10 protein-coding genes and 1 tRNA gene are annotated in these 19,572 nt (G+C 63.9%); 5 read left to right on the forward strand and 6 right to left on the reverse strand.

The features are described from left to right. Positions 1–16 precede the first annotated feature (16 nt). The gene (gene rpiA / locus FJ414_RS06545; protein ID WP_140642559.1) at positions 17–712 is read right to left on the reverse strand and encodes a ribose-5-phosphate isomerase RpiA; all 696 of its coding nucleotides are present in this window, start codon (positions 710–712) and stop codon (positions 17–19) included. 160 nt (positions 713–872) lie between these two features. Here rpiA and FJ414_RS06550 point away from each other — a divergent pair, with 160 nt between their 5' ends. From FJ414_RS06550 to FJ414_RS06565, 4 genes are all read left to right on the forward strand, one after another. Beyond that, positions 873–1,553 carry a phosphoglycolate phosphatase gene (locus tag FJ414_RS06550; protein WP_140642561.1) on the forward strand — a complete coding sequence of 227 codons (681 nt, stop codon included), beginning with the start codon at positions 873–875 and terminating at the stop codon, positions 1,551–1,553. 120 nt (positions 1,554–1,673) lie between these two features. Beyond that, a tRNA-Val gene (locus FJ414_RS06555) sits at positions 1,674–1,748 on the forward strand. Positions 1,749–2,283: 535 nt separating this feature from the next. Next, entirely contained in the window at positions 2,284–4,563 is a 2,280-nt protein-coding gene (locus FJ414_RS06560) for an AAA family ATPase (RefSeq protein ID WP_140642563.1), read from the forward strand. Further along, the gene (locus FJ414_RS06565) at positions 4,560–5,870 is read left to right on the forward strand and encodes a hypothetical protein (protein WP_140642565.1); all 1,311 of its coding nucleotides are present in this window, start codon (positions 4,560–4,562) and stop codon (positions 5,868–5,870) included. The genes FJ414_RS06560 and FJ414_RS06565 overlap by 4 nt, the downstream gene beginning before the upstream one ends. 518 nt (positions 5,871–6,388) lie before the next feature. On the opposite strand, the gene FJ414_RS31410 is transcribed toward FJ414_RS06565, so the two are convergent. From FJ414_RS31410 to FJ414_RS06580, 3 genes are all read right to left on the reverse strand, one after another. Next, a complete protein-coding gene (locus FJ414_RS31410; RefSeq protein ID WP_181164840.1) occupies positions 6,389–6,559 on the reverse strand; it encodes a hypothetical protein in 171 nt (56 codons plus the stop codon). 136 nt (positions 6,560–6,695) lie between these two features. Further along, a complete protein-coding gene (locus FJ414_RS06575; RefSeq protein WP_140642567.1) occupies positions 6,696–8,213 on the reverse strand; it encodes an MBL fold metallo-hydrolase in 1,518 nt (505 codons plus the stop codon). Then, positions 8,206–11,883, reverse strand: coding sequence for a S8 family serine peptidase (locus tag FJ414_RS06580; RefSeq protein WP_140642568.1), 3,678 nt, complete (start codon positions 11,881–11,883; stop codon positions 8,206–8,208). Before FJ414_RS06580 ends, FJ414_RS06575 begins: the two co-directional genes overlap by 8 nt. 589 nt (positions 11,884–12,472) lie before the next feature. Between FJ414_RS06580 and FJ414_RS06585 the strand changes: the two genes are divergently transcribed. Further along, positions 12,473–13,156 (forward strand): Crp/Fnr family transcriptional regulator, encoded by a 684-nt coding sequence (locus FJ414_RS06585; RefSeq protein ID WP_140642978.1) that lies wholly within the window; start codon positions 12,473–12,475, stop codon positions 13,154–13,156. A 103-nt stretch (positions 13,157–13,259) separates the two neighbouring features. On the opposite strand, the gene FJ414_RS06590 is transcribed toward FJ414_RS06585, so the two are convergent. Together FJ414_RS06590 and FJ414_RS06595 are read right to left on the reverse strand one after the other, a co-directional pair. Further along, positions 13,260–17,486 carry a cytochrome P450 gene (locus FJ414_RS06590; protein ID WP_140642981.1) on the reverse strand — a complete coding sequence of 1,409 codons (4,227 nt, stop codon included), beginning with the start codon at positions 17,484–17,486 and terminating at the stop codon, positions 13,260–13,262. Between the two features lie 117 nt (positions 17,487–17,603). Continuing rightward, on the reverse strand, positions 17,604–19,385 hold the full coding sequence (locus tag FJ414_RS06595; RefSeq protein ID WP_140642570.1) for an adenylate/guanylate cyclase domain-containing protein: 1,782 nt from the start codon (positions 19,383–19,385) through the stop codon (positions 17,604–17,606). Positions 19,386–19,572: the final 187 nt, after the last annotated feature.

Below are 19,572 nucleotides of genomic sequence, written 5' to 3' on the forward strand. Positions count from 1 at the left end.
ATAGAACTCCCTGGTTTCAGGCTGCATGGACGGTTTCGATACCGTCGCCGCCGGCGATGATGGCCGTTGACGCCAGCCCGATGAATAGACCGTGCTCGACAACGCCTGGAATGGCGAAGAGAGCATTCGACAGCGCTCTTGTATCCGGAATGCGGCCAAAAGATGCATCGAGGATAAAGTGGCCGCCGTCTGTAACAAATGGCTGGCCCCCCGTCATCCTCAATGTAACCGGGCCGGAAAGGCCGAGCTCTGCCGCGGCGGCTCGAACCGCGATCTCGGTGGCGCGCAGGCCGAATTTGTTGACCTCGATCGGCAGCGGGAACCGGCCGAGCGTCCCGACCATCTTGGATTTGTCGGCGATGACGATCATGCGGTCGGACGCCGCCGCGACGATTTTCTCGCGCAGTAGTGCGCCGCCGCCGCCCTTGATCAGGGTCAGGTCCGGATCGACCTCGTCGGCGCCGTCGATGGTGAGGTCGAGTTCCGGCGTTTCTTCCAGTGTAGACAGCGGCACGCCGAGTTCGCGGCAGAGCGCCGCGGTGCGCTCGGAAGTCGGCACGCCAATGACCTTGAGGCCGGTCGCAACCTTCTCGGCCAGCAGCCGCACGAATTCTTCCGCCGTGGTGCCGGTGCCGATGCCGAGGCGCATGCCGTCGCCGACATGGGCGAGCGCGGCCCGCGCGGCTTCGACCTTCAACTGCCTTGCATCCATGGGGAGCCCCGATTTCGCCGGTTTCGCGCGCCTCCTAGCATTTTTGCCTGTCCCGTCAAAGGGCCGCTCTCAAAGGCTCTGTGGACCGATCGAGGCTTCTTGCTTGAACCGGGCCCAACCTGTATCGGCTGCGGCAATTCAATCGCTACAGGAACGCGCCATGCCGAGCCCGATCATCGTCTTCGACCTGGATGGAACGCTGGTCGATACGGCGCCGGACCTGCTCGACAGCCTCAATCACAGCCTGGCGGCAAGCGACCTCGCCGCTGTCGACGAAGCCGGTTTCCGGCGCTTCGTCGGCCATGGCGGGCGCGTCATGATCGAACGCGCGCATGCCGCGCAGAACAAGGCGCTGGTGGCGGAAGAGCACGACCGGCTGCTGAATCTGTTCCTCGACCATTACACGCTGAACATTCCCGGCAAATCCCGCCCCTATCCCGGCGTCGTTGCCGCGCTCGATCGTTTTCAGGCCGCCGGCTACCTGATGGCGGTCTGCACCAACAAATACGAGGCCAATTCCGCGGCGCTGATCGGCGCGCTGGGCCTGTCAAAATACTTTGCCGCGATCTGCGGCCAGGACACTTTCGCCTTCCGCAAGCCTGACCCGCGCCATCTCACCGAGACGATCCGGCTGGCCGGCGGCGATGCGGAGAACGCCTTGATGATCGGCGATTCGCAAACCGACATCGACACCGCCAAGGCAGCCGGCATTCCGGTGGTCGCGGTCGATTTCGGCTACACCGACCGCCATGTGCGCGAATTCGAACCCACGCTGGTGATCTCGCATTTCGACACGCTGACGCCGGACCTGGCCGAGCGGCTGATCGCGGCGGCGCGCTGAGCCGTGGCTAGTCCGCCTCCGCGCCCCGAAATTCAGCCCCAAGATCGTCGGCACATCGCCTTGACTTCGCTCACCGGCCTACCTTATATCGCGGCTCGCTTCGGCCTTCGGGCCTAAGGCGGGCGATTAGCTCAGCGGGAGAGCACACCCTTCACACGGGTGGGGTCGCAGGTTCAATCCCTGCATCGCCCACCAAATTTTCCAAAGAAAATCATTTAGAAGCATGGGCGCCTAAGTCAGCTATGGCTATTGCCTTTTCGTGTCGCCACCATGCCGCCACGCGCCGCGAAGACTTCCGTATCGGCATGGACAGGCCGCGCCGTGATGCCCTGAAAAGTCTTCTTCGTCCCCTTCACGGCGGTAACAGGGGTTCGATTCCCCCTGGGCGTACCAGCAAACTCAAGCACTTAGCATCGGATTGAGGTTGAAGTTCATACAGATGGCCTGAACGCGCCGGCCTCCACCAATCGGCGCGCTTCCGCTTGCGTAGGCAGATCCCGATTTACAATCCACCCTCAGGCATGGGACTCATCGACAAGGTCCGCGGCCAGCCACGCTGGACGGGCTGGCTTCGTGTCCCACCACCGGCGTGCTGTCCGGCGACCGGTGTATAGTCTGAGGTGCCACAGATGCGGCTGGACAACATGCCCAATAGGCAGACGCTGCTTGCAGCGAGCTCACTTCTTGTGCCCTTCTGCAACCACAATGTGAGTCATCGGGGGCGAAGTTAATGGACACCAAAGGCGCAGACAACTCGCCCGCTGCACTAGCGGCGGCAGCGCAGCAACTGCTGGCGGCGGGGCAGTTGACCCCGGTAGTGAAACTCAGTTCGTACTATGCGACCTTTCAGGACCTGTTCGGTCCTGTTCGCTTGGGTGCCCTGGATGGCCCTGAGTTACTTGAGCGCATGCATGCGCATGGTACCGGCGACAGCCTAGTCTACTGGCTGGAGTTCAAGGATGACGAAGAGTTCCCAGCAATCTTCGGCAGCATCGCCGGTGGTAGCGCTCTGAAGTTCGGGCTTTACCGAAGCCGAGAGACCGGCCAATGGATGACCGGCAGCTCGCGTGACCAGCGGCCGATCACCGAGTCCCAAGCGGTGGAGATCGCCCGCCGACATCGCGATCATCTCATTGAGGCGACGCGCGTACTCGACAGGTTTGCGCCGCCCGAAGGCTCGACAGAGGACATTGACCAGGCCTACAGGCGCTTGCAAGCCTCGATTATGCAAGTTGCGCCGGACGTGGCTAACCTCGCCTGGGGGCACAAATACCTCAGCCTCTACGCCCCGAACAAACTGGACGACTATCACTCTGAGGAGTTCCAGCGGTTCCACCTCATCAAACTTCTTCAACTTCCACCGGAGCTGCGCGGCCGGTACGTCTGTGCCGGCCGCTTCATTGAGCTTGCCAGGGCGGCGGACCTGCCGATCAATCACCTAACGACCGTGCTGAATCAGATCAACGGGCGCCCCTACCGTTACTGGCGGATCGGGACGACTGTTTCGGGCCGGCACGTGTGGCCTGACATGCGCGACGGCGGGTTTGCTGCCATCGGTTGGGCGGACCTGCCCAACCTATCAGACCTGAAGCATGACAGAGCCTCCAAGGAACGGCTTGCCGAAATGCTCCGCGCCGCGGGTGATAACGGCGCGGTGGCGACGCGTAAGGCTGGGGAGATTCTCGACTTCATCGCCGATATGGGGACCGGCGATGTAGCGGTGGCCGCCGACGGCGAACAGATCCTAGGAATCGGTCGGGTCAGCGGCAATTACGAGCACCGCCCGGATCGCGTTTTGAACGCCCCGCACCAGCGTGCCGTCCAATGGCTCGACATCGAACCGTGGAAGCTTTCAGGGTCGGAAGGGCTTCGGACTACCATCTGGCAATTCGCCAACCCTAATAGCCAGCTGGAGTTCGAGAAGAGTATTCAGTCCTCCCGGGGGCCGATCACGTCGCAGGTGCGCCGGGCCGCGTCCAACTCTGAATCGCTCGAGCCGATGATCGAGGAAATCGACGCTCTATTGAGGCGCAAGGGCCAAGTAATCCTCTATGGGCCACCGGGCACAGGTAAGACTTACTGGGCGCGCCGCGCCGCGCTTGATCTTGCCGCTCGAGGCGTCTTTGGCAAGCCATTTGCGCAACTCGGAAAAGACCAACGAGCGAACCTGGAAGGTCATGGCGGGCTCGTCCGAATGGTCACTTTTCATCCGGGATTCGGTTACGAGGACTTTATCGAAGGCTATCGGCCGCAGACGGCGAGCGGGCAGCTCTCATTTGAACTTCGAGACGGCGTCTTCAAAGGCCTTTGCGACAAAGCGAGAGCCGACGGCCGGCCTCACTATCTAGTCATCGACGAGATTAACCGAGGGGATATTCCGCGGATCTTCGGCGAACTCATTACCCTGCTCGAAGCCGACAAGCGGGGCCTCGAGGTGATACTGCCGTCCGGGCGGGCCCTGAGTGTGCCCAAGAACCTCCTTGTGATCGGCACCATGAACACGGCCGATCGCTCCATCGCCCTTCTCGATGTCGCGCTGCGGCGACGGTTCGGCTTCGTGGAACTGCTGCCTGAGATTAGTCGTCTTCACAGCGTGATGATTGGTGAGCGCCTCCCGCTCGCCCGCTGGCTCGACGCGCTGAACGCCACAATTCGGTCCTCGCTCGGCCGCGACGGTCGCAGCCTCCAGATCGGCCACGCATTCTTCCTTGAGGAAGGGAAACCCGTAGCCGACCCGGGCAGGTTTGCCGCGGTGATCGCCGGGGAGGTCGCGCCGCTGCTCCAGGAATATTGCTACGAGGACTATGCGGTGCTCCACCGTCTGGTGGGCGGCCTGGTCGACATGACCCTGCAGCGAATTAGGACCGAGCTCTTCGCACCCGAGCGGACAAGCGAACTACTGACAGCGCTCCTTGAGCCGTTCCCGGACCTAACGGCCTCAGCCGAGGCGGTCGCGCAAGACCTTGAAGCGGCCCATCTCGACGATGATCTAGGCGAGCCCGACGAATGATATCGCGCCAAGTGTTCCGGGAGTGGGAAAGGCCCAGGACCATCCAGGCGGAGGCGCTGAGCGACTCCGAGCAGGCGCTGGCACGGAAACTTCGGGAGTCGGGTCGGCTCTCTGTGAGCGAGACGCGCCAGGGATTTGAGGTCGCGACCACCTCATGGGTTGGACGCATCGTGCTCGGCGGGGTCGAGATCAGCATTCAGCCGAAAATCAAGGCGGCGCCTCTAGTACAGCTACTTCGCTACGCCTTTGGGTTGGAGCGCCTTTCGCTGATCGGACATGTACCGTTCAGTACCGAAGCCTACGCCTTTCAGGATATCCTCGGCCAGCAGCTCGCCCTCGAAGTCGCGCGGCTCATCGCCCGCGGGCTGCACCGGGAGTACCGAGTGCACAAGGCAGAGCTGTCGAGCCTCCGCGGCCGAGTTCTGTTCGATGAGCTCGCGCGCACTCAAAGTTCGGCACGCGCGGCGATTCCCTGTCGGTACTTTGAGCGAACAGAGCACAACGCGCTCAATGCAGCGCTGCGCGCAGGGCTACGCCTAGCTGCCCAACTGGTGGCTAGCCTTGATCTCGCCCAGGAACTGAAGCGACTGTCGGTTCTGATCGAGGTTGGAGCACAACCGCTCACACGCGAACTTCTGGCAGGCGCACGGGCGCAGGTTGACCGGCGATCCCGCCACTACGAGCCGTTGCTGGACCTGATCGAGATCCTGCGTGACGGCGCAGGCGTGTCAATGGACGATGGCGAGCGCCGCCTTGAGCTGCCCGGCTTTCTGTTCGACATGAACCGCTTCTTTCAGGCACTGGTCTCGCGCCTGTTGAACGAGCATTTGGAAGACTGCGAAGTGCTCGACGAGCGGCGGCTACAACCGATGTTCCGCTACGCGAGCAATGTCCCACGGCGGAACGCGCCCGTGTTGCGCCCCGACTTCACCATCCGCTCGGTGCAGGGCCGGCCGCGCGCGACGCTCGATGCCAAGTACCGCGACCTGTGGGAGATGTCCCTGCCGGCCCACATGCTCTACCAGCTCGCACTCTACGCCCAGGCTGACTCCCGCCGCGCGGCAGCCATCATCTACCCCTCGCTGCAGGACCGTCCGGACCAAGAAATTCGGATGAGCGATCCCGGCACGAAGGAGGAGCGCGCCCGCATCTATCTGCGCGCGCTCGACCTCGAGAACTTGCGAAGGCAGGTCGAGACCACGCCCGGAGCAATGCAGCGTCGTGAGCTAGCCGTCATCGCTCGCCGGGTGGCATTCGGAGAGTCGGCAGAACTTCGGGCGCCCTCGCACGTTGTCCGCATGGCATAGAGATCGCGATCGGCAATGCTAACCCTTCCAAATGACTGCCCATTTGGCTGTCGTCGGCAGTGGGATCTCCCTCACCCCGTGTTGCAGACAAACCAGCAATGCCTGCCAGGCAAATTTTGGGTCCACTCTTCACGACGATCTTGCTCGGCAGGTCCAACTCGATCAACCGTGGCGCTGCGCGAACCGATTGCACTTGCTCCGCACGATGCAGGATCGTCTCGCGTTAGTCCTTTTCTTGATGATGGCCGTAATGTGCGCGTTGTGTGCCGCAATCCGCGCTCCGGTCACCACCGGATGCACGTCACCCTCAAAACGGACACACCGCATAGAGGTGAGCCAGCTGCGAACGGCGGCACAGCTGACATCAATCCAGTCGAAGATCATGGGTTTATGTACCCCCGAGATCTTGTTGACCCTGATGGTCACACCGTGGGCGCGATGTGGATGGACGTTTCCGCGATGCCTGCGGGCGACAAGGCGGGCTGACCGCGTTTACGCAACAGCCTGATTGAGAACCCTCAGATCAACCCTCTGCGCACATTCATGCGCGTCACAGCCGTCACCAGAATGGCGCCGGTCATGAAATAGAGCGTGGCGATGATGTGGCCTTGGTGGAAATGCAGCCCGGCAAACAAAAGGGCCGTGACCACGGCAAGGAAGGCGATGACGCGTGAGAATGCATCGGGCATGGGGCGACCTTGTGCAATGTGTCGAGTAGCCGCCCTCATTCAGCCGATCGCTCCATAGAGCGGTTTTTGATTTTTCGCAATCGGCCTTGAAGCCCGGACTGATCGGCGCCTGCCGTGCGGCGGCGCTCCGGTGGTCCTAGACCAGTTCCACCTCGACCCACAGCCCGCCTGGTCCGCGTGCCGCATCGCGCGGTGCGCTTCGCACCGCCTGGATCGAGCCGGACGGCGCGGAAAAGCCGGGCTTTCCGTTCTTGTCGGCCAGCCATGGATCGTCGGCGCGGATGACGCGGCCCTTGGTCTTTGTCTCGAGCGCGGTCAGGATACCGTCATAGGGCATCTCACCCCAGTGCACTTTCAAGGCGTCGACCTTGTTGGTCGGAATGAAGGCCGACAGGTCGGCGCTCGTCAGCAGGTCAAAACCCTGTTTCTCCGGCGTGGCGTTCTGGCTGCCGTGATGCGCGACCTTGAGATAGACGGTGCGCGCCAGAAGATCGGCTGATGTGACGGTGCCCTGCCCCACTGGCCATTTCAGATCCTTCCAGCTCAGCCAGTTGCCGATCTGGGCGTCGCCGGGGAACAGGAGAACCCGGCCGCTGTCGATGAACTCGAAGGCCAGCACCAGGCTGGTGTTGTTGACGCCGCGGTCGAGCTGCAGGGCAAGGTCGGCGGCGATCCCCATCCAGTCGGCGTCGATGCGCCGCCAGGACTGGTCGCGGTCTTCCATGGATGCAGCAGCCGAAACCGGCCCGGAATAATGCTTGCGGACGAAGGTGGCGACATCGACGGCCGGGTCGCTGCCCTTGTCGCCGTTGAGCGCCGCGGAAAGCGGCGCGCCGACATTGCGCTCGAACGGACTGAGCTCGTCGAGATAACTAGCGTCTGCCGCCTCGTTCATCTTGAGGCCGCTGGCCAGCGCTCGCGCAAACGGGCCGCCGCTGGCCAGCGGGAACATCTCGCTCGCCTTCTCCTCCAGCCGCAGCGCCGCCTTGTCGCGCGGCGGGCCCAACACATAGACGCGAAGGTTGGACAATGCGTCGATCGTCACCGGCGGTCCGCCAGGCTCGAAATAGGTCGGCGACGGTTTTTGCGAAAGCCTGGCCGCCGCGTCGCGGGCCGCGCGCACACGCTCCCCGGCGGCGCCGAACTGGAAGCCAAGCACGGACTGCAGGCCGTCGCGCACGCCGGCCATGTAGGCGCTGAGCCCCTGCATTGCGTCGAGCTTCTGGCCCACGCCTTGCAGTGCCGCCAGCGCCTGGCCCTTGAACTTGTCGAGTTCCGCGGCCTCGGCGTCGGCGGGATTTTCGGTCCACGCCATCCAGACATCGGCGACGACGAAATCCTTGAAAAGATCCTTCGCCGTCAGGAACCCGGAGACATGGTCCCAGTGTTCGTGCGTGACGACGAGAATGTCGATCTCGCCGCCGGTCTCCTTCCTGATGTCGGCGACGATGTCGCCGACCAGCGCCGGACCGCCCGCGATCGAGACATGGATGCCGCAATCGATGAGCATGCGGAATGGCGTGCCGTCCGCCTTTTTGAAGGTAAGCAGATGGCAATCGCCGATGCCCTGGCAGTAATGCCGGATGGTGACGCCCGACGCCGGTACGGCAGCCGCTTTTGCCGGCCTTGTCCTTATCGCCGGCTTTCTAGACATGGTCGTCGTCTCCATCGCTGGCATGCAGCAGGGCAAAGGGCTCCGACACTTCGCCGCCGAAATAGAGTGCTCTGAGCGGCGACAGGTAATTGGCGGCCATAGTCCCGGCCTGACGCTTCTGCCGGTCCGCGCTGCCGGTGTTCTTGATGATCGAGTAGCGGATCTCCTCGAACCCCTCGCGCGGGTCTATGATGATGGTGGCGCCGCCCCGGAACCAGAAGAAGCCGTCGCCCTTGGCCATGCCTTGCGGCATCGCCGTGCCGTCGAGCGCGACTGGAATCCGTTGCTGGATGACCGCCACGACCTCGACGCGGAACGAGCCGTCCGGCTCGACGCGGCGCGTCGGGCGCACGCTGTAGATGTCGAAGGTCGTCTCGCCTTTCTTCGGCGCGTGCATAACCGTCCCGTCTTCATTGTAGCGCGGGAGATCCGGCAGCAGGCCGAACTGCTTGTAGAGGTCCGGGTTGGAGGCGAAGGTCTTGTGCATCGCCTTCCACAGCGTGTAGCGGTTCTTGTCGTTGAGCGCAAAGATCTCGGCCCGCCTCAATTTCTGGTTCCAGCCGAGGTCGATCTTGCTGAGCAGGCCTTTCAGCCAGGTCGGAGAAGGATCTTCCGGCGCGCTCCAGGCGAGCGTCTCCTCCGAGATGGTGCGCACGTCGCGCGGCAAAAGCTTCCATTTGCGGAACGATTCCAGGAAAGCCAGGCGGTAGTGCAGCGGATCGTCCGGATAGGCGTCGCGGTCGGCGGTGATCAGCGCGCGCAGATATTCGCCGAAGGTGATGTCGACGGAAGGGCAATAGTCGAGCGCGCGGATGCACATGGTCAGCATCTGCCTTGCGGTCTTGGCGACCTCGTCGGTCAGGCGTTCGACCAGGCTCGGATGCAAGGTTCCCGCCGGCAGGATGCCGGAGCCGCCGGTGGCAAGCTGGATCAGATCGTCGGTCCGCCGGTCGGTGATCGCCAGGAACGCCTGGTAGACGGCGAAGACCAGGATCGAGCCCCGGTCATGCGCCTCGAAGGTCTTGTCGTAGTCGAGATCGGCCATGCCGGCGCCGCCATATTCGCGCAACGGCCCGGCCCTGCCACTGCCTTCGCCGAACTGCTTGGCGATGCCCGAGAGCAGCGAGGCGGCCGACAATTCGCCCCTCGCCTTGCCGATCTCGAAGCTGACCAGCTCCTTCAGCGTGAAATGCTGGAACAGCGCGACGATGTCGGCGAAGGCCTCGTGGAAGGCCGGCACGTCCGGGTTGGACGCTTCCTGGAAGCGGCGGTGCAGCCCGTCGAGCAACGCATGCGACATCTCATGCGCGACGATGTCGCTGGATAGGCACGAAAACACCGTCGTTCCGGGCGTGGTGACGTCGCCCTCGTTGCTGGTCGCCGGGAAATAGCCGAACAGCAGCGCCTTCTTTTCCGGGCTGTAATAGGCATTCTCGGCGCGCAACGCATGCGGATAGATGCGCAGGCGCGGCACGTAATGCGCCTTCACAGTCATGTCGCCGCTGCGGCCGGGAGCCTCGGCATAATGCGGCGCCCACAACGCCCGCCGGCCAAGCGCGCGCTCGAAATGGCCGATCGTGGTCATGGCGACGGCGTAGACCATCTGCTGGTGGAATTTGGGATTGCCCTCCGAAGGCGGCAGGCCGTCCTGCGCCAGAAGCACCTTGTCGTTGAGGTCTACCGGATCGTAGACGCGGTCGGACGCGGGGTCGACATCGACCACCTCGAGATATTCGCCGATCGGCCCCGGCAGCAAAGGCCTGTCCGTCGCCGGTTCGTCGTCCCACGGCACCGAAAGCATCGCCTGATAAACCGAAACCGAATCCAGCCGTTTCGCCACCGACGGATCGAGCGCGTAAATGCGCAGGCGCCGTTGCGGCGGCGGCAGCGGCCGCGGCTTGCGCTTGATGGCCGGCGCGGGGCCCATGACCGGCGCAGGAACCGCCGCGCTGGCGCCCGGCCGTCCGAGCACACCTTCCAGAAACGCCTTCAGCGGCTTCGACGGGTTGCCCTGGTCGAGCGCCGCTTCGAGATAGCGGTTGCGCGCCGCGGCCGAAATATTGCCCGGATCGCCGTCCGGGTCGGCGATCGCCTGCTCGATTGTCGCCGCACCTTGCGCCATCTGCGTCAGTTCCAGCGCAAACATCATCCGCTGCCGAAGCGTCGCAGGCGGGAGCGCCGCCAACGAATTCCCGCCGGTCAAAAGGTCGAGCCAACTCCATGTGTAGGTGGCTCGAGCGAGCTTCGTCAGGCTGTTCGCCGCCGGCGGCGGGAAGCCCAGCGCATCGAAGGCCCGCAAGACGCCCTGCCCGATCTTCTCCTTCGTCTCCACCGCATTCATCTTGGCCGTCGATTTCAAGGCCTTCGCGAACAACGCCTTGCGGACCGCCTCGATCCGCATCCATGGCTGGGGATAATTCTTCACCACGTCCCAATGCTCGGCCAGCCACAGAGCGGCCGCGGCAGCGACCTGGGGGGTGGCGGCCGAGGTGCCGTTGCCGTCCATGTCGACCACCTTGCGGCAATCGATTTCGGCCCAGGGCACGTTCGGTGTGTAGGCTCCCAGCGCCGTGCTCATCTTCGAAGGCGGCCCGTAATTGCCTTGCATGGTGCCGAGGGCGAGCCCGGCATAGGCGCGCCCGTCGCTCATCACGCCGCAGGCCGCAAGCACCCGGTTGTAGCGCGCGGGATAAACGATGCTGCTCGGCGTGATGGTGAAATTGTTGCCGGCCGCCGTGACCATGACCACGCCGTGGTCGTAGGCAAGGTTGACGGCGTCGACCAGAGCCTGCGAGGCGAGGCCGCCCATGCTCATCGACAATACTTGCGCGCCCTGCTGGCGCGCGTAGTCGATGCCTTGCACCATGGTGCCGGTGGTCAGCCGCACCACCCAGTCTGCGATGCGCACCGGCAGGATCTTCGCCAGTGGCGCGCCGCCGACGAAGTCGGTGAAGCCCGGCCAGTGCGGCGACGTGCCGTCGAGCTTGTTGCCGGCCAGCAGGCTGAGTGTGCCGGTTCCATGGCCGCGATTGCTGGTCAGCGTGCCGGCCGGAGCGTGGTCCGTCGCGTTGTTCGGGCCGTTCCCGTCGTCGACGAAATTGCGCTGCTGGGCTGTAAGAAGTCCTGCTGGAAGGGTTTCGTGACCGGGATCGAAACCGGTATCGAGATGGGCGATGGTGATGTTGGCCTGCTTGGCGCCGACGCTTTCGCGCGCGGCCTTGAACTGGCTGAAGTCCGGCGCGGCATTCCATGCGACCCGGCCTGACACCGTCGCTTGTCCACCGCTCGGATCCTGATCGTCGAAAGTACATGTCGGAGCCGCGCTTGCCGCCATGCCGCGATCGCCGGCGCTGTTCCTGTAATCCCATTGCTGCATGATATCGGGCTCGACCGCGAGCACCTCGCTCCCTGCGGCGGCCAGCGCCGGAGTCCGGGCGACAAGATCGTGAGCGTGGTCCCAGGGATTGTCTGCTTCGGCGGCATCCGTGGCCAAGCGGAGCCAGGTGGCGCCGCGGTCCGCGGCCGCGGCCGTACCGGCGCTTACAGCGCCAGGCGGGAGAGTAAGGATCGGCTCGGCTTCGATCCCGCCAATCCGCGGCGGCCCGCCTCGCACCGAGAGCCCCGCGCCGTCGCCACGAACCTTTACAAGGAGTCCCTTCGCGGCTGCCACGGCGTCCCTCCCCCAAGATGAACCATGGCGCCGACCGTCCGCTACAGTCAAGCCAAGATTCCAGCCACGCTTCGACTGATCTCTTTGCCGACTAGGCAATCATGCCGGCTGCAAGGCAAAGATTGATCCAAGCGTGAACCATGGATTCCAAAATAACCATCGGTCCGCCCGGCGCGCATATCTGTGAGCACCTTCACATACTTCGGACAGGGCTTGCGCTCGGATGTTGCAACGGCGGCATCGACGGCGCTAGCTGACTGCGGCGTCCGAAGCTGCTGCCGGATTGCGATTTGGATGCGGTTATCGAGGAAATTTCGAGCACCTAGCCATTTTCAGGTTTGCTGTCTGCGCGCATGGGCACCTCCCACCCAAGCGCGCGGACGGCGTTTCCAAGGATCGGCCCGCAACCGCCAGTGCGCCCGGTCTCCTTACAGTTTGCCGGCTTATCCGATTTCGGCGCGTCAGGCGTGACTTTGGTCTTCCGTCCGTCACCCCGAGAATGCGGCAAGCCACCACAGAAGGAGACGACGCTTTGATCGAGCACGCACTTATCCTACAATTTCCGTCTAACGAGAGGCGGAAGCGTATGATGGCTACAAATGGCGCGGACGACAGGAACCTGCCGCGCCTGGCGCGCATCGACCCGCGCCAGTTCGACCTGCTGTTCGGCGGCTGCAAGCTGGAGCGCTATGCGGCCGGCCAGCATTTGTTCGTCCAGGAGGATGCGTCCGACCGCATCTATGGCGTGATGAGCGGCACCGTCGAGATTTCGATCTATTCGCCCGGCGGGCAAAAGCTGGTGGCCAATATCGAGCTGTCGCGCAGCCTCGTAGGAGAGATCGGGGCGCTGGACGGGCGCCCGCGCACGGCAACCGCCATCTGCCTCACCCCCTGCGAGCTGGTTTCGCTGAGCCGGACACAACTCTTTGACCGCATTGAGAAAAACCCGCCCCTTGCCCGCGCGATGATCGAATTGCTGTGCACGCGGCTGCGCTGGGTGAGCGGCGAGCTGGGCGACCAGGCTTTTTTCGGCATCGAGGCCAGGCTGGCAAAGCGGCTGGTGTTCCTGAGCGGCGTCATGGCGGACAGCGCCGGCTGGATTCCGATTTCGCAGTCGGAGCTCGGCGAATTCCTCGGCGCGACGCGCGAATCCGTCAACAAGACGCTGAACGACTGGCGCAGCCGGCAGATGATCGCCATCAAGCGCGGTGGCTTGCGCATCACCAACGCCGCCGCGCTGAACCACATCGCCGATTCGCAGGACGACGACTGAGCAGTCTGGCTCGGCGGTTTCGCCGTAGCTGGCTCGGCGGTTTCGCCATGGCTCCGTCGATTCGTCGCATCCGAGAAACGACGAACAGCTTTCAGCGCACCGGTCAGAGCCGCGAGACCAGATAGCGCAGCGCCGACCGGCTCGGCATGAAGAAATAGCCGCCGCCCTTTGTCGTGACGAACTGCGGCACCTCCTTGAGCACGGTGACCTTTTCCCAGGAAGGGATCGAGAACCGGCCGCCGCCGCCCCGTGCGCCGATCGTCGGATCCGTCTCGCCGACAAGGCCCTGGAACGAGTTCGACGAGACCCAGGTCTGCTGGATGAACTCGTATTGACGTTCGATATCCGCGTTGAGGCACATGAAGAGCAGGCCCTTCTCGGTCTTTCCGCCCCTGTCCTTCTTCTCGTAGGTGCGGCCGACGCGCAGGATGCGGTGGCGCTTGCCGATCCTGATCTGCGTCTCGCGGTCCTCGCCGAGCGAATCGCGCGGGTTGGACCGGCGTATGTGCGAGCCGAGCGGACAGGCATGTCCTTGCGGGTCCTCGGCGCCGAGCGCGAAATCATTGTCGATGCCGCGGCCCGGGCGACCATTCGGATTGCGCACCAGCGAGCTGCCGTCCTGCCAGCGGCCGAGCATCTTTGCCGCCACCCAGCGCTGATCGATGGCGGGGTCGCCGGTCTCATCGGCAGCCTGCGTCGCGGCTTTCCTGCAATAATCGTCAAACAATTCGACATGCTGCTCGAATTGGCGCACGACGAGGAAGGTGCCGTTGCGGCCGAAATCGCGCGGCGGAGGTGGTTGCCCCGGTATCTGACGGTTGCGCCGCACCTGCGACAGGATGCCGGTGCGATCCAGCGCCGCCTCCACCGACGGCGAAGCCGGATAGAAGCCATGCTCGTCGCGATAGCCGAACAGGAACTCGCCGGGCGCCAGCAGATGCATGGGCGCCGCTCCTTTGGCAGCGCGCTGCGTGCCCCGGACGATCGGTTGCGAGACGCCATCGACGAAGCCGAAATGTTCGACCGCCCGCTTGCCATCGCGTCGCACCATCAGCGGCAGTTCGGCGGCCACGGACATCCCTGCGCCTGTCGTCTGTCGCTTCATGGCCGCGATTTCCGCCTTCAACGCGGCCGGCGTCCCGGCATAGCAGACGATGACGACGTCGACGGGCTTGGCGGACGACCCCCACTGCCATTTGTCGGGTGCGTCGGGACCGGTGTCGTTGAGAATGCGGCTGCGCTCGGGCGTTCCCATGCCTTGCCGGAAGGCGACAGGAAACGTGTCCAGCGGCTCGTCGTCGACGCCACCTTCCAGTCCGAGCCGGCGCAGCCCGTTGGGGCCGAACGCCACGGTCATGGCGCGGCCGGCCGGCACGCCGTCGCCGAAACTGGTTCTGTCGATGACGGAATCGAGCCACGCCTTGCGCTTCGGTGCTGGCAATCCTTCCGGCACCTGGATCGCAAGCATATGCGCGTGGCCGAGCGCGCCGAAGGGTCCGAAGAAGATGGATTGGATTTCCCCGGATTCCAGCTCTTCGAGCGGCGCGGATGCCGGTTCAGGCAGGCTGGTCGCGTCCGCCGGCCGTGCTTGCGGGCGCGGCAGCGAACCGAACAGGCTCAGCCAGTCGCGCGCCTCGTTGCCGGTGGCCGATGCGATGCCGCGCCTGATCCTGGAGTTGATGCGGATGCGCGGTGTGTTGAGGTGCGGATAGGCGCTGTACCAGAACAGCGTCGGCACCTGCTGGCGCCGCGCCCAGCGCTTGAAACGATCGCCGTCGCGCGCGCCGTCCAGGAACAGCCAGCGCGTGCGCGGATAGCCTTCGGTGTTGCTCCAAACGCCGGTCAGACCGGCTGAGGCCTTGGCAATGAAATCCTCCAGATAACTTTCCCAGCTGCCACCGTAATTGGAGAAGAACACCAGCCTGTCGGTGCCGGGCAAAAGCACCCAGCGGGCGAAATGAATGGTGTTGATGGTGGCGAGGAAGCCCGGTCGGAACACTTTCTGCGCCGATATCGAGATCAGATAGAAGGAGAGCCGCAGCGCCAGCCGCCGCAAGATGCCCGGCTTCATCGTCGAGATCGCCGTCAGGTTGTTCTGCGCGCAGTGGTCCTCATTGGCGAGGATCTTTTCCAGCGCGCCGATGTCGACGGGCGTGTTCGCCGGCCGGTCCTTGTCCTCCAGCCGCCGCAACGCCAGGAAGCAAAGGACCACGAACAGAGCCAGAATAGCCAGCAGACCGAGCACCGTAAGCAGAAGCGCGGCGCCGGCGATCGCGATGTTGGCAAAGGTGACGCCATGCGGGTTTCCGAACACCAGCACATAGGTCATGCGCCAAAAGGCTAGAACGACGATCGCGATAGTGACGAACATCGCCGGCGTCAGCAGCGTCGTCGTCAGCGCGCGCGCCCAGTGACCCGGCGGTCTTTCCAGCAGGCTTTCGGCGGGCTCGAACGCCCAGCCGAATTGCCCGAGGCAGCGGACATGCCGGCGCGCCTCGGCGAGCACATCCATCGCATTGCCGGCGCCCGCGCGTGGCTTTTCGGCGATCTCGCGCACGCTGTCGGCGAGCCGTGCCTCGGCAAGAATGCGGCGCACGGAATGGCCGGGCGTGCCGGAGAAGACCAGCCCCGCGGCGCTGCCGAAGGACGGCGATATCTCTATGTGGTTCCTCTTCAGGAAATCCTCCAGCGAGCCGCCGTCCGGCAGGCCGCAGACATCCCTGAAGATCGGCCGCAGCCAGTGCCCGATCGATTGCGCGATCGCGGTTATGACATCGTCGGTGCTGCCGTCGCCGGAGATTTCGAACACCAGCGCGCCGGCCTCCATCCCCGTTTTTTCATCCTTGCCGGTGGGAGCGACGGCCAGGCTGGTGAAATGTATGGTGCCGACCTTGTCGAGCGCGTCGCGCAGCTCGCCGATCGCGGGATTGCCGAGGTCGGCGACCTTGTCGCGCACCGCATCGAGCGGCATGGAGCGGGTGATCGGGCAGACAACCGTCACCATCGACTGGTCGGCGGTACGGCAAAGCGGCGAACGCTCGAAATCGACCTTGAGGCTTGCCGGATAGGCGCCGACATTGGCCATCTTGCCGGCCCTGCCCCGAACGCGGCCAAGCTTCGGCTTGCTGAATAGGGCGCGGATGCATTCGCCGATCTGGATGCGGGCGATTTCGGCGCCGATGCACAAATGGATGCCGTAGCCGAAAACCATGTAGTCGCGATGCGGGCGCGACGTATCGAACTCGTTCGGCCGCTGCACGATCTCCGGATCGAACATCGCCGAAAGCGTCGCCGGCATGACCACCGTTCCGGCCTTGACCAGCCGCTCGCGGCGCGTGCCCTTGCCGATGATTGCGTCACGCCTGGTATAGCGCCATGGCCCGATCCAGATCGGTTTGAACCGCATGGCTTCCATGATCGCCCGGTCGAGTTTGCCGGTATCGCCGGCCGCGATGGCCTCGTCCACGGCCCGCCGCGCATCGGATCGCGACAGGATCACATCCAGGCAATTGCTGCCGGCAAGCACATTGGTCGGCACAAAGCCTGCGACCATGCCGAGCATGATGGAATGAATGTCGGGCAACGACAGGCGCCCTTGGTCCATCAGCGCGACGAGGCGGGCAAGCGGCCGGTCGTCCTTGCCCGCTCTTTCCCTGACCGCGGCAATCGAACGGTCTATGATTTTGATCAGCCGATCGCCGCCGACCACGGCAAGCTGGCGCGTGGCGGGATTTGCCGTCGGGTCCGAAAAGAACAGCGCGCTGAGCGAGATCGACCAGTCGGCAAACTCGGTTTCGTCGTCGATCTCAAGGCCGAAATAATCGCGACAGATACGCACCGGCAAGATCTTCATCAATCCGGCGATGGCATCGAAGCCTGGGCTGGCGCGGGTCATGATGTCGCGCGAATGCCGCTCGGCGATCGGCCTGACGGCGGCTTCGACCTCCGCCGGCGGGAAAGCGCTCAGCACCGCCGATTTCATCTGCCGGTACGCGGCGCCGTCCTGCATGCCGAGAATGAAATTCGAGCCGCGGGCGAGTTCGGCCATTTCCGGGCCGTAGGGCGTTTCGAACTCGTCGCCCCGCTCCAATATGTCGCGAACATCCGCGCCCTTGGTGACGAGCAGGAAATTGCCGAAGCCGAGATTCGGCCAGAAACGGCGCAGCAGCGCCAGCAGCCAGCGCGGATCGCCAAGAAGAAAACCGACGATGCGGGAAGCAAAGCCGCTCTTGGAACGCAGCCGATTGATGTCGAACGGTGGCATTTCGGCGAGCGGACGCTGGCTCTTCTGAGCGGCGCGGACGGCGGCGAAGTACTTCAAGGTGATCATCGCGTTCAAGCCCCCCGGCCATCCACGTCAATGCGATGCCGGCATTGTCTGGCCTAGGTTTGCATCGGTCCGGCGTATGTGAATTCGATCACAGTCATTTGTTGTCGGCCCCGGCGATCATGCGGCGGACTTCGCCCGATCGAAATTGCCGATCAGGAAATTGTTCTTGGCCGGATCCACGAACGGTATCCAGCGTATCCTCTGCTCGGAAAAATCGGGATGCCTGGTCATGAAAATCGCAAGCTCATGCGCCGCTTCGTCGCGCCGCCCGCTTCTCATCAGGGCGCCTATCTTCAGGAACCTCGCGTAGAAGTAACTTGGCGACAGGTTGAGCGAGCGCTCGGCGTTGGCGATCGCGGCCTCCCAGTCCTCGACGAAGCAATAGGCCGCGGCCAGTTCCCCCAGATTGTGGAAGCGATAGAGGTCGAACGGGCTCAACCGCTCGGTGTCGAGGAAGAACGGTATCGCGCCGGTCGCATCGCCAAGCAGAAGGTACGCGCTGCCCATGGCCGAGCGGGCGAAGGCGAAGCTCGGATTGATGTGGACCGCTTCGGCAAGATGCTCGGCCGCCAACGCCGGAAGGCCGCGCATGATGTCGGCCGCGCCGAGATAGGCATGCGGACGCGCATCGAGGCTGTCCATCAGAAGCGCCTTGCGCGCAAGCGTCTCGACTTTCTCCAGATCGTCGCTGTCGCCGAAACGCAGCCAGGCCCGCCAGAAATACCACCATGCGAGCTCATTGAGCACGGCGCTCGAGTTCGGGTCTTCCTGGTAGGCCTTGTCGAAGAAGTCGAGCGCGATTTCGGTATCGCGACGTGTCCGCCTGTTCATGTGCCAACGGCCGCGCCTGACCAACTGCCAGGTTTCGAGGCTTTCCCACGGCACCTGGAACGTGCGTGCCTGCTCGGCGCGGTCGACCTCCTTGTCGAGGATGGAAACGATCTCGCTGCCGATCTGGTCGCGCAGGCTGAAGATATCGACGAGGTCGCGGTCGAAGCGTTGCGACCAGACCAGGCGCCCGTTCGAGGTGTCGGTGAGCGACGCGTTGAGACGAAGCTGCCTGTCGGAGCGCGCCAGCGTGCCGCTGACGATGTAGCGGGCGCCCAGCGCGTTGCCGATGAGCCTTGTGCCGAGGCTGTCGTCGCGAAACTGGAAACTGGACCCCTTGGCGATGACCGAAAGCCAGCGCGTGTTGGAAAGACCGTAGATGATGTCCTCGGCGATACCGTCGGCCATATAGCCGACATCGGGTTCGCTTCCGTTGCCCTGGAACGGCAGCACGGCGATTGCCGGGGGCCCCTTGGCGATCGGCCTGGAATGACTGGGCGTGGTGGGAATGGAAGCGAAGGACGCCGTCGCGACAGGGCCGTTGCCGCCGCGACCGGCGATCAGGACCTGCACCGGCAGGGCGATGTTCTTCAGGCTGAACTCGCCGAGATCGGTGAAGACCGCCGCCGTCTTGTCCTTCACGTGATGCCACGTCGTCGCCGAGATGGCGACGCCGTCATGCGGCGCGAATTCCTGAAGGCGGGCTGCGATATTGACGTCGTCGCCGTAAAGACGGCCCTCCCGGACGATGACGTCGCCGGTGTTGATCCCGGCGCGAAACGGCATGCGCATGTCCTCGGCGACTGCCGTATTCAGCGCCACGATCCGGGCCTGGAAATCGAAGGCCGCGCGCAAGGCTTCGATCGGGTTGCCGAATTCGGCCATGATGCTGTCGCCGGCATCGCCGAACGTGCGCCCGCCAAATACGCCGCAACTGTCGGCGATGATGTCGCGCCTTTCCTCGAAGGCGGCGACAGCCGACTCGTCGTCGATGCCCATAAGCCTCGAGAATCCTACGGCGTCGATCGAAATGATTGTCGCAAGCTGACGGGTATAATTCCGTTCAGCCATGATCGAGCCCCCAGTCCCCGTTTCAGTCCAGAACAGGTGACCTGCGCTCAAAAAAACGCGTCGCCGTCTGCCGACGGAAATCCTCGGCAGGCCCGGCGCACTGTTGCCACCCTGTTATGACCGGAATTCTATCAGGGTCTTGCCGAAAGCTCTACCACGAACGGCTAATATGACGAATTCACCGTCC

It is taken from the genome of Mesorhizobium sp. B3-1-6, assembly GCF_006439555.1.
GTDB lineage: Bacteria > Pseudomonadota > Alphaproteobacteria > Rhizobiales > Rhizobiaceae > Mesorhizobium.

Excerpts from the sequence above, each read along its gene's own strand:
- FJ414_RS31410 (WP_181164840.1), bottom strand. The coding sequence starts at position 6,559 with ATGCCCGATGCATTCTCACGCGTCATCGCCTTCCTTGCCGTGGTCACG.
- FJ414_RS06585 (WP_140642978.1), top strand. The coding sequence starts at position 12,473 with ATGGCTACAAATGGCGCGGACGACAGGAACCTGCCGCGCCTGGCGCGC.
- FJ414_RS06550 (WP_140642561.1), top strand. The coding sequence starts at position 873 with ATGCCGAGCCCGATCATCGTCTTCGACCTGGATGGAACGCTGGTCGAT.
- FJ414_RS06590 (WP_140642981.1), bottom strand. The coding sequence starts at position 17,486 with ATGATCACCTTGAAGTACTTCGCCGCCGTCCGCGCCGCTCAGAAGAGC.
- FJ414_RS06560 (WP_140642563.1), top strand. The coding sequence starts at position 2,284 with ATGGACACCAAAGGCGCAGACAACTCGCCCGCTGCACTAGCGGCGGCA.
- FJ414_RS06565 (WP_140642565.1), top strand. The coding sequence starts at position 4,560 with ATGATATCGCGCCAAGTGTTCCGGGAGTGGGAAAGGCCCAGGACCATC.
- rpiA (WP_140642559.1), bottom strand. The coding sequence starts at position 712 with ATGGATGCAAGGCAGTTGAAGGTCGAAGCCGCGCGGGCCGCGCTCGCC.
- FJ414_RS06595 (WP_140642570.1), bottom strand. The coding sequence starts at position 19,385 with ATGGCTGAACGGAATTATACCCGTCAGCTTGCGACAATCATTTCGATC.
- FJ414_RS06575 (WP_140642567.1), bottom strand. The coding sequence starts at position 8,213 with ATGTCTAGAAAGCCGGCGATAAGGACAAGGCCGGCAAAAGCGGCTGCC.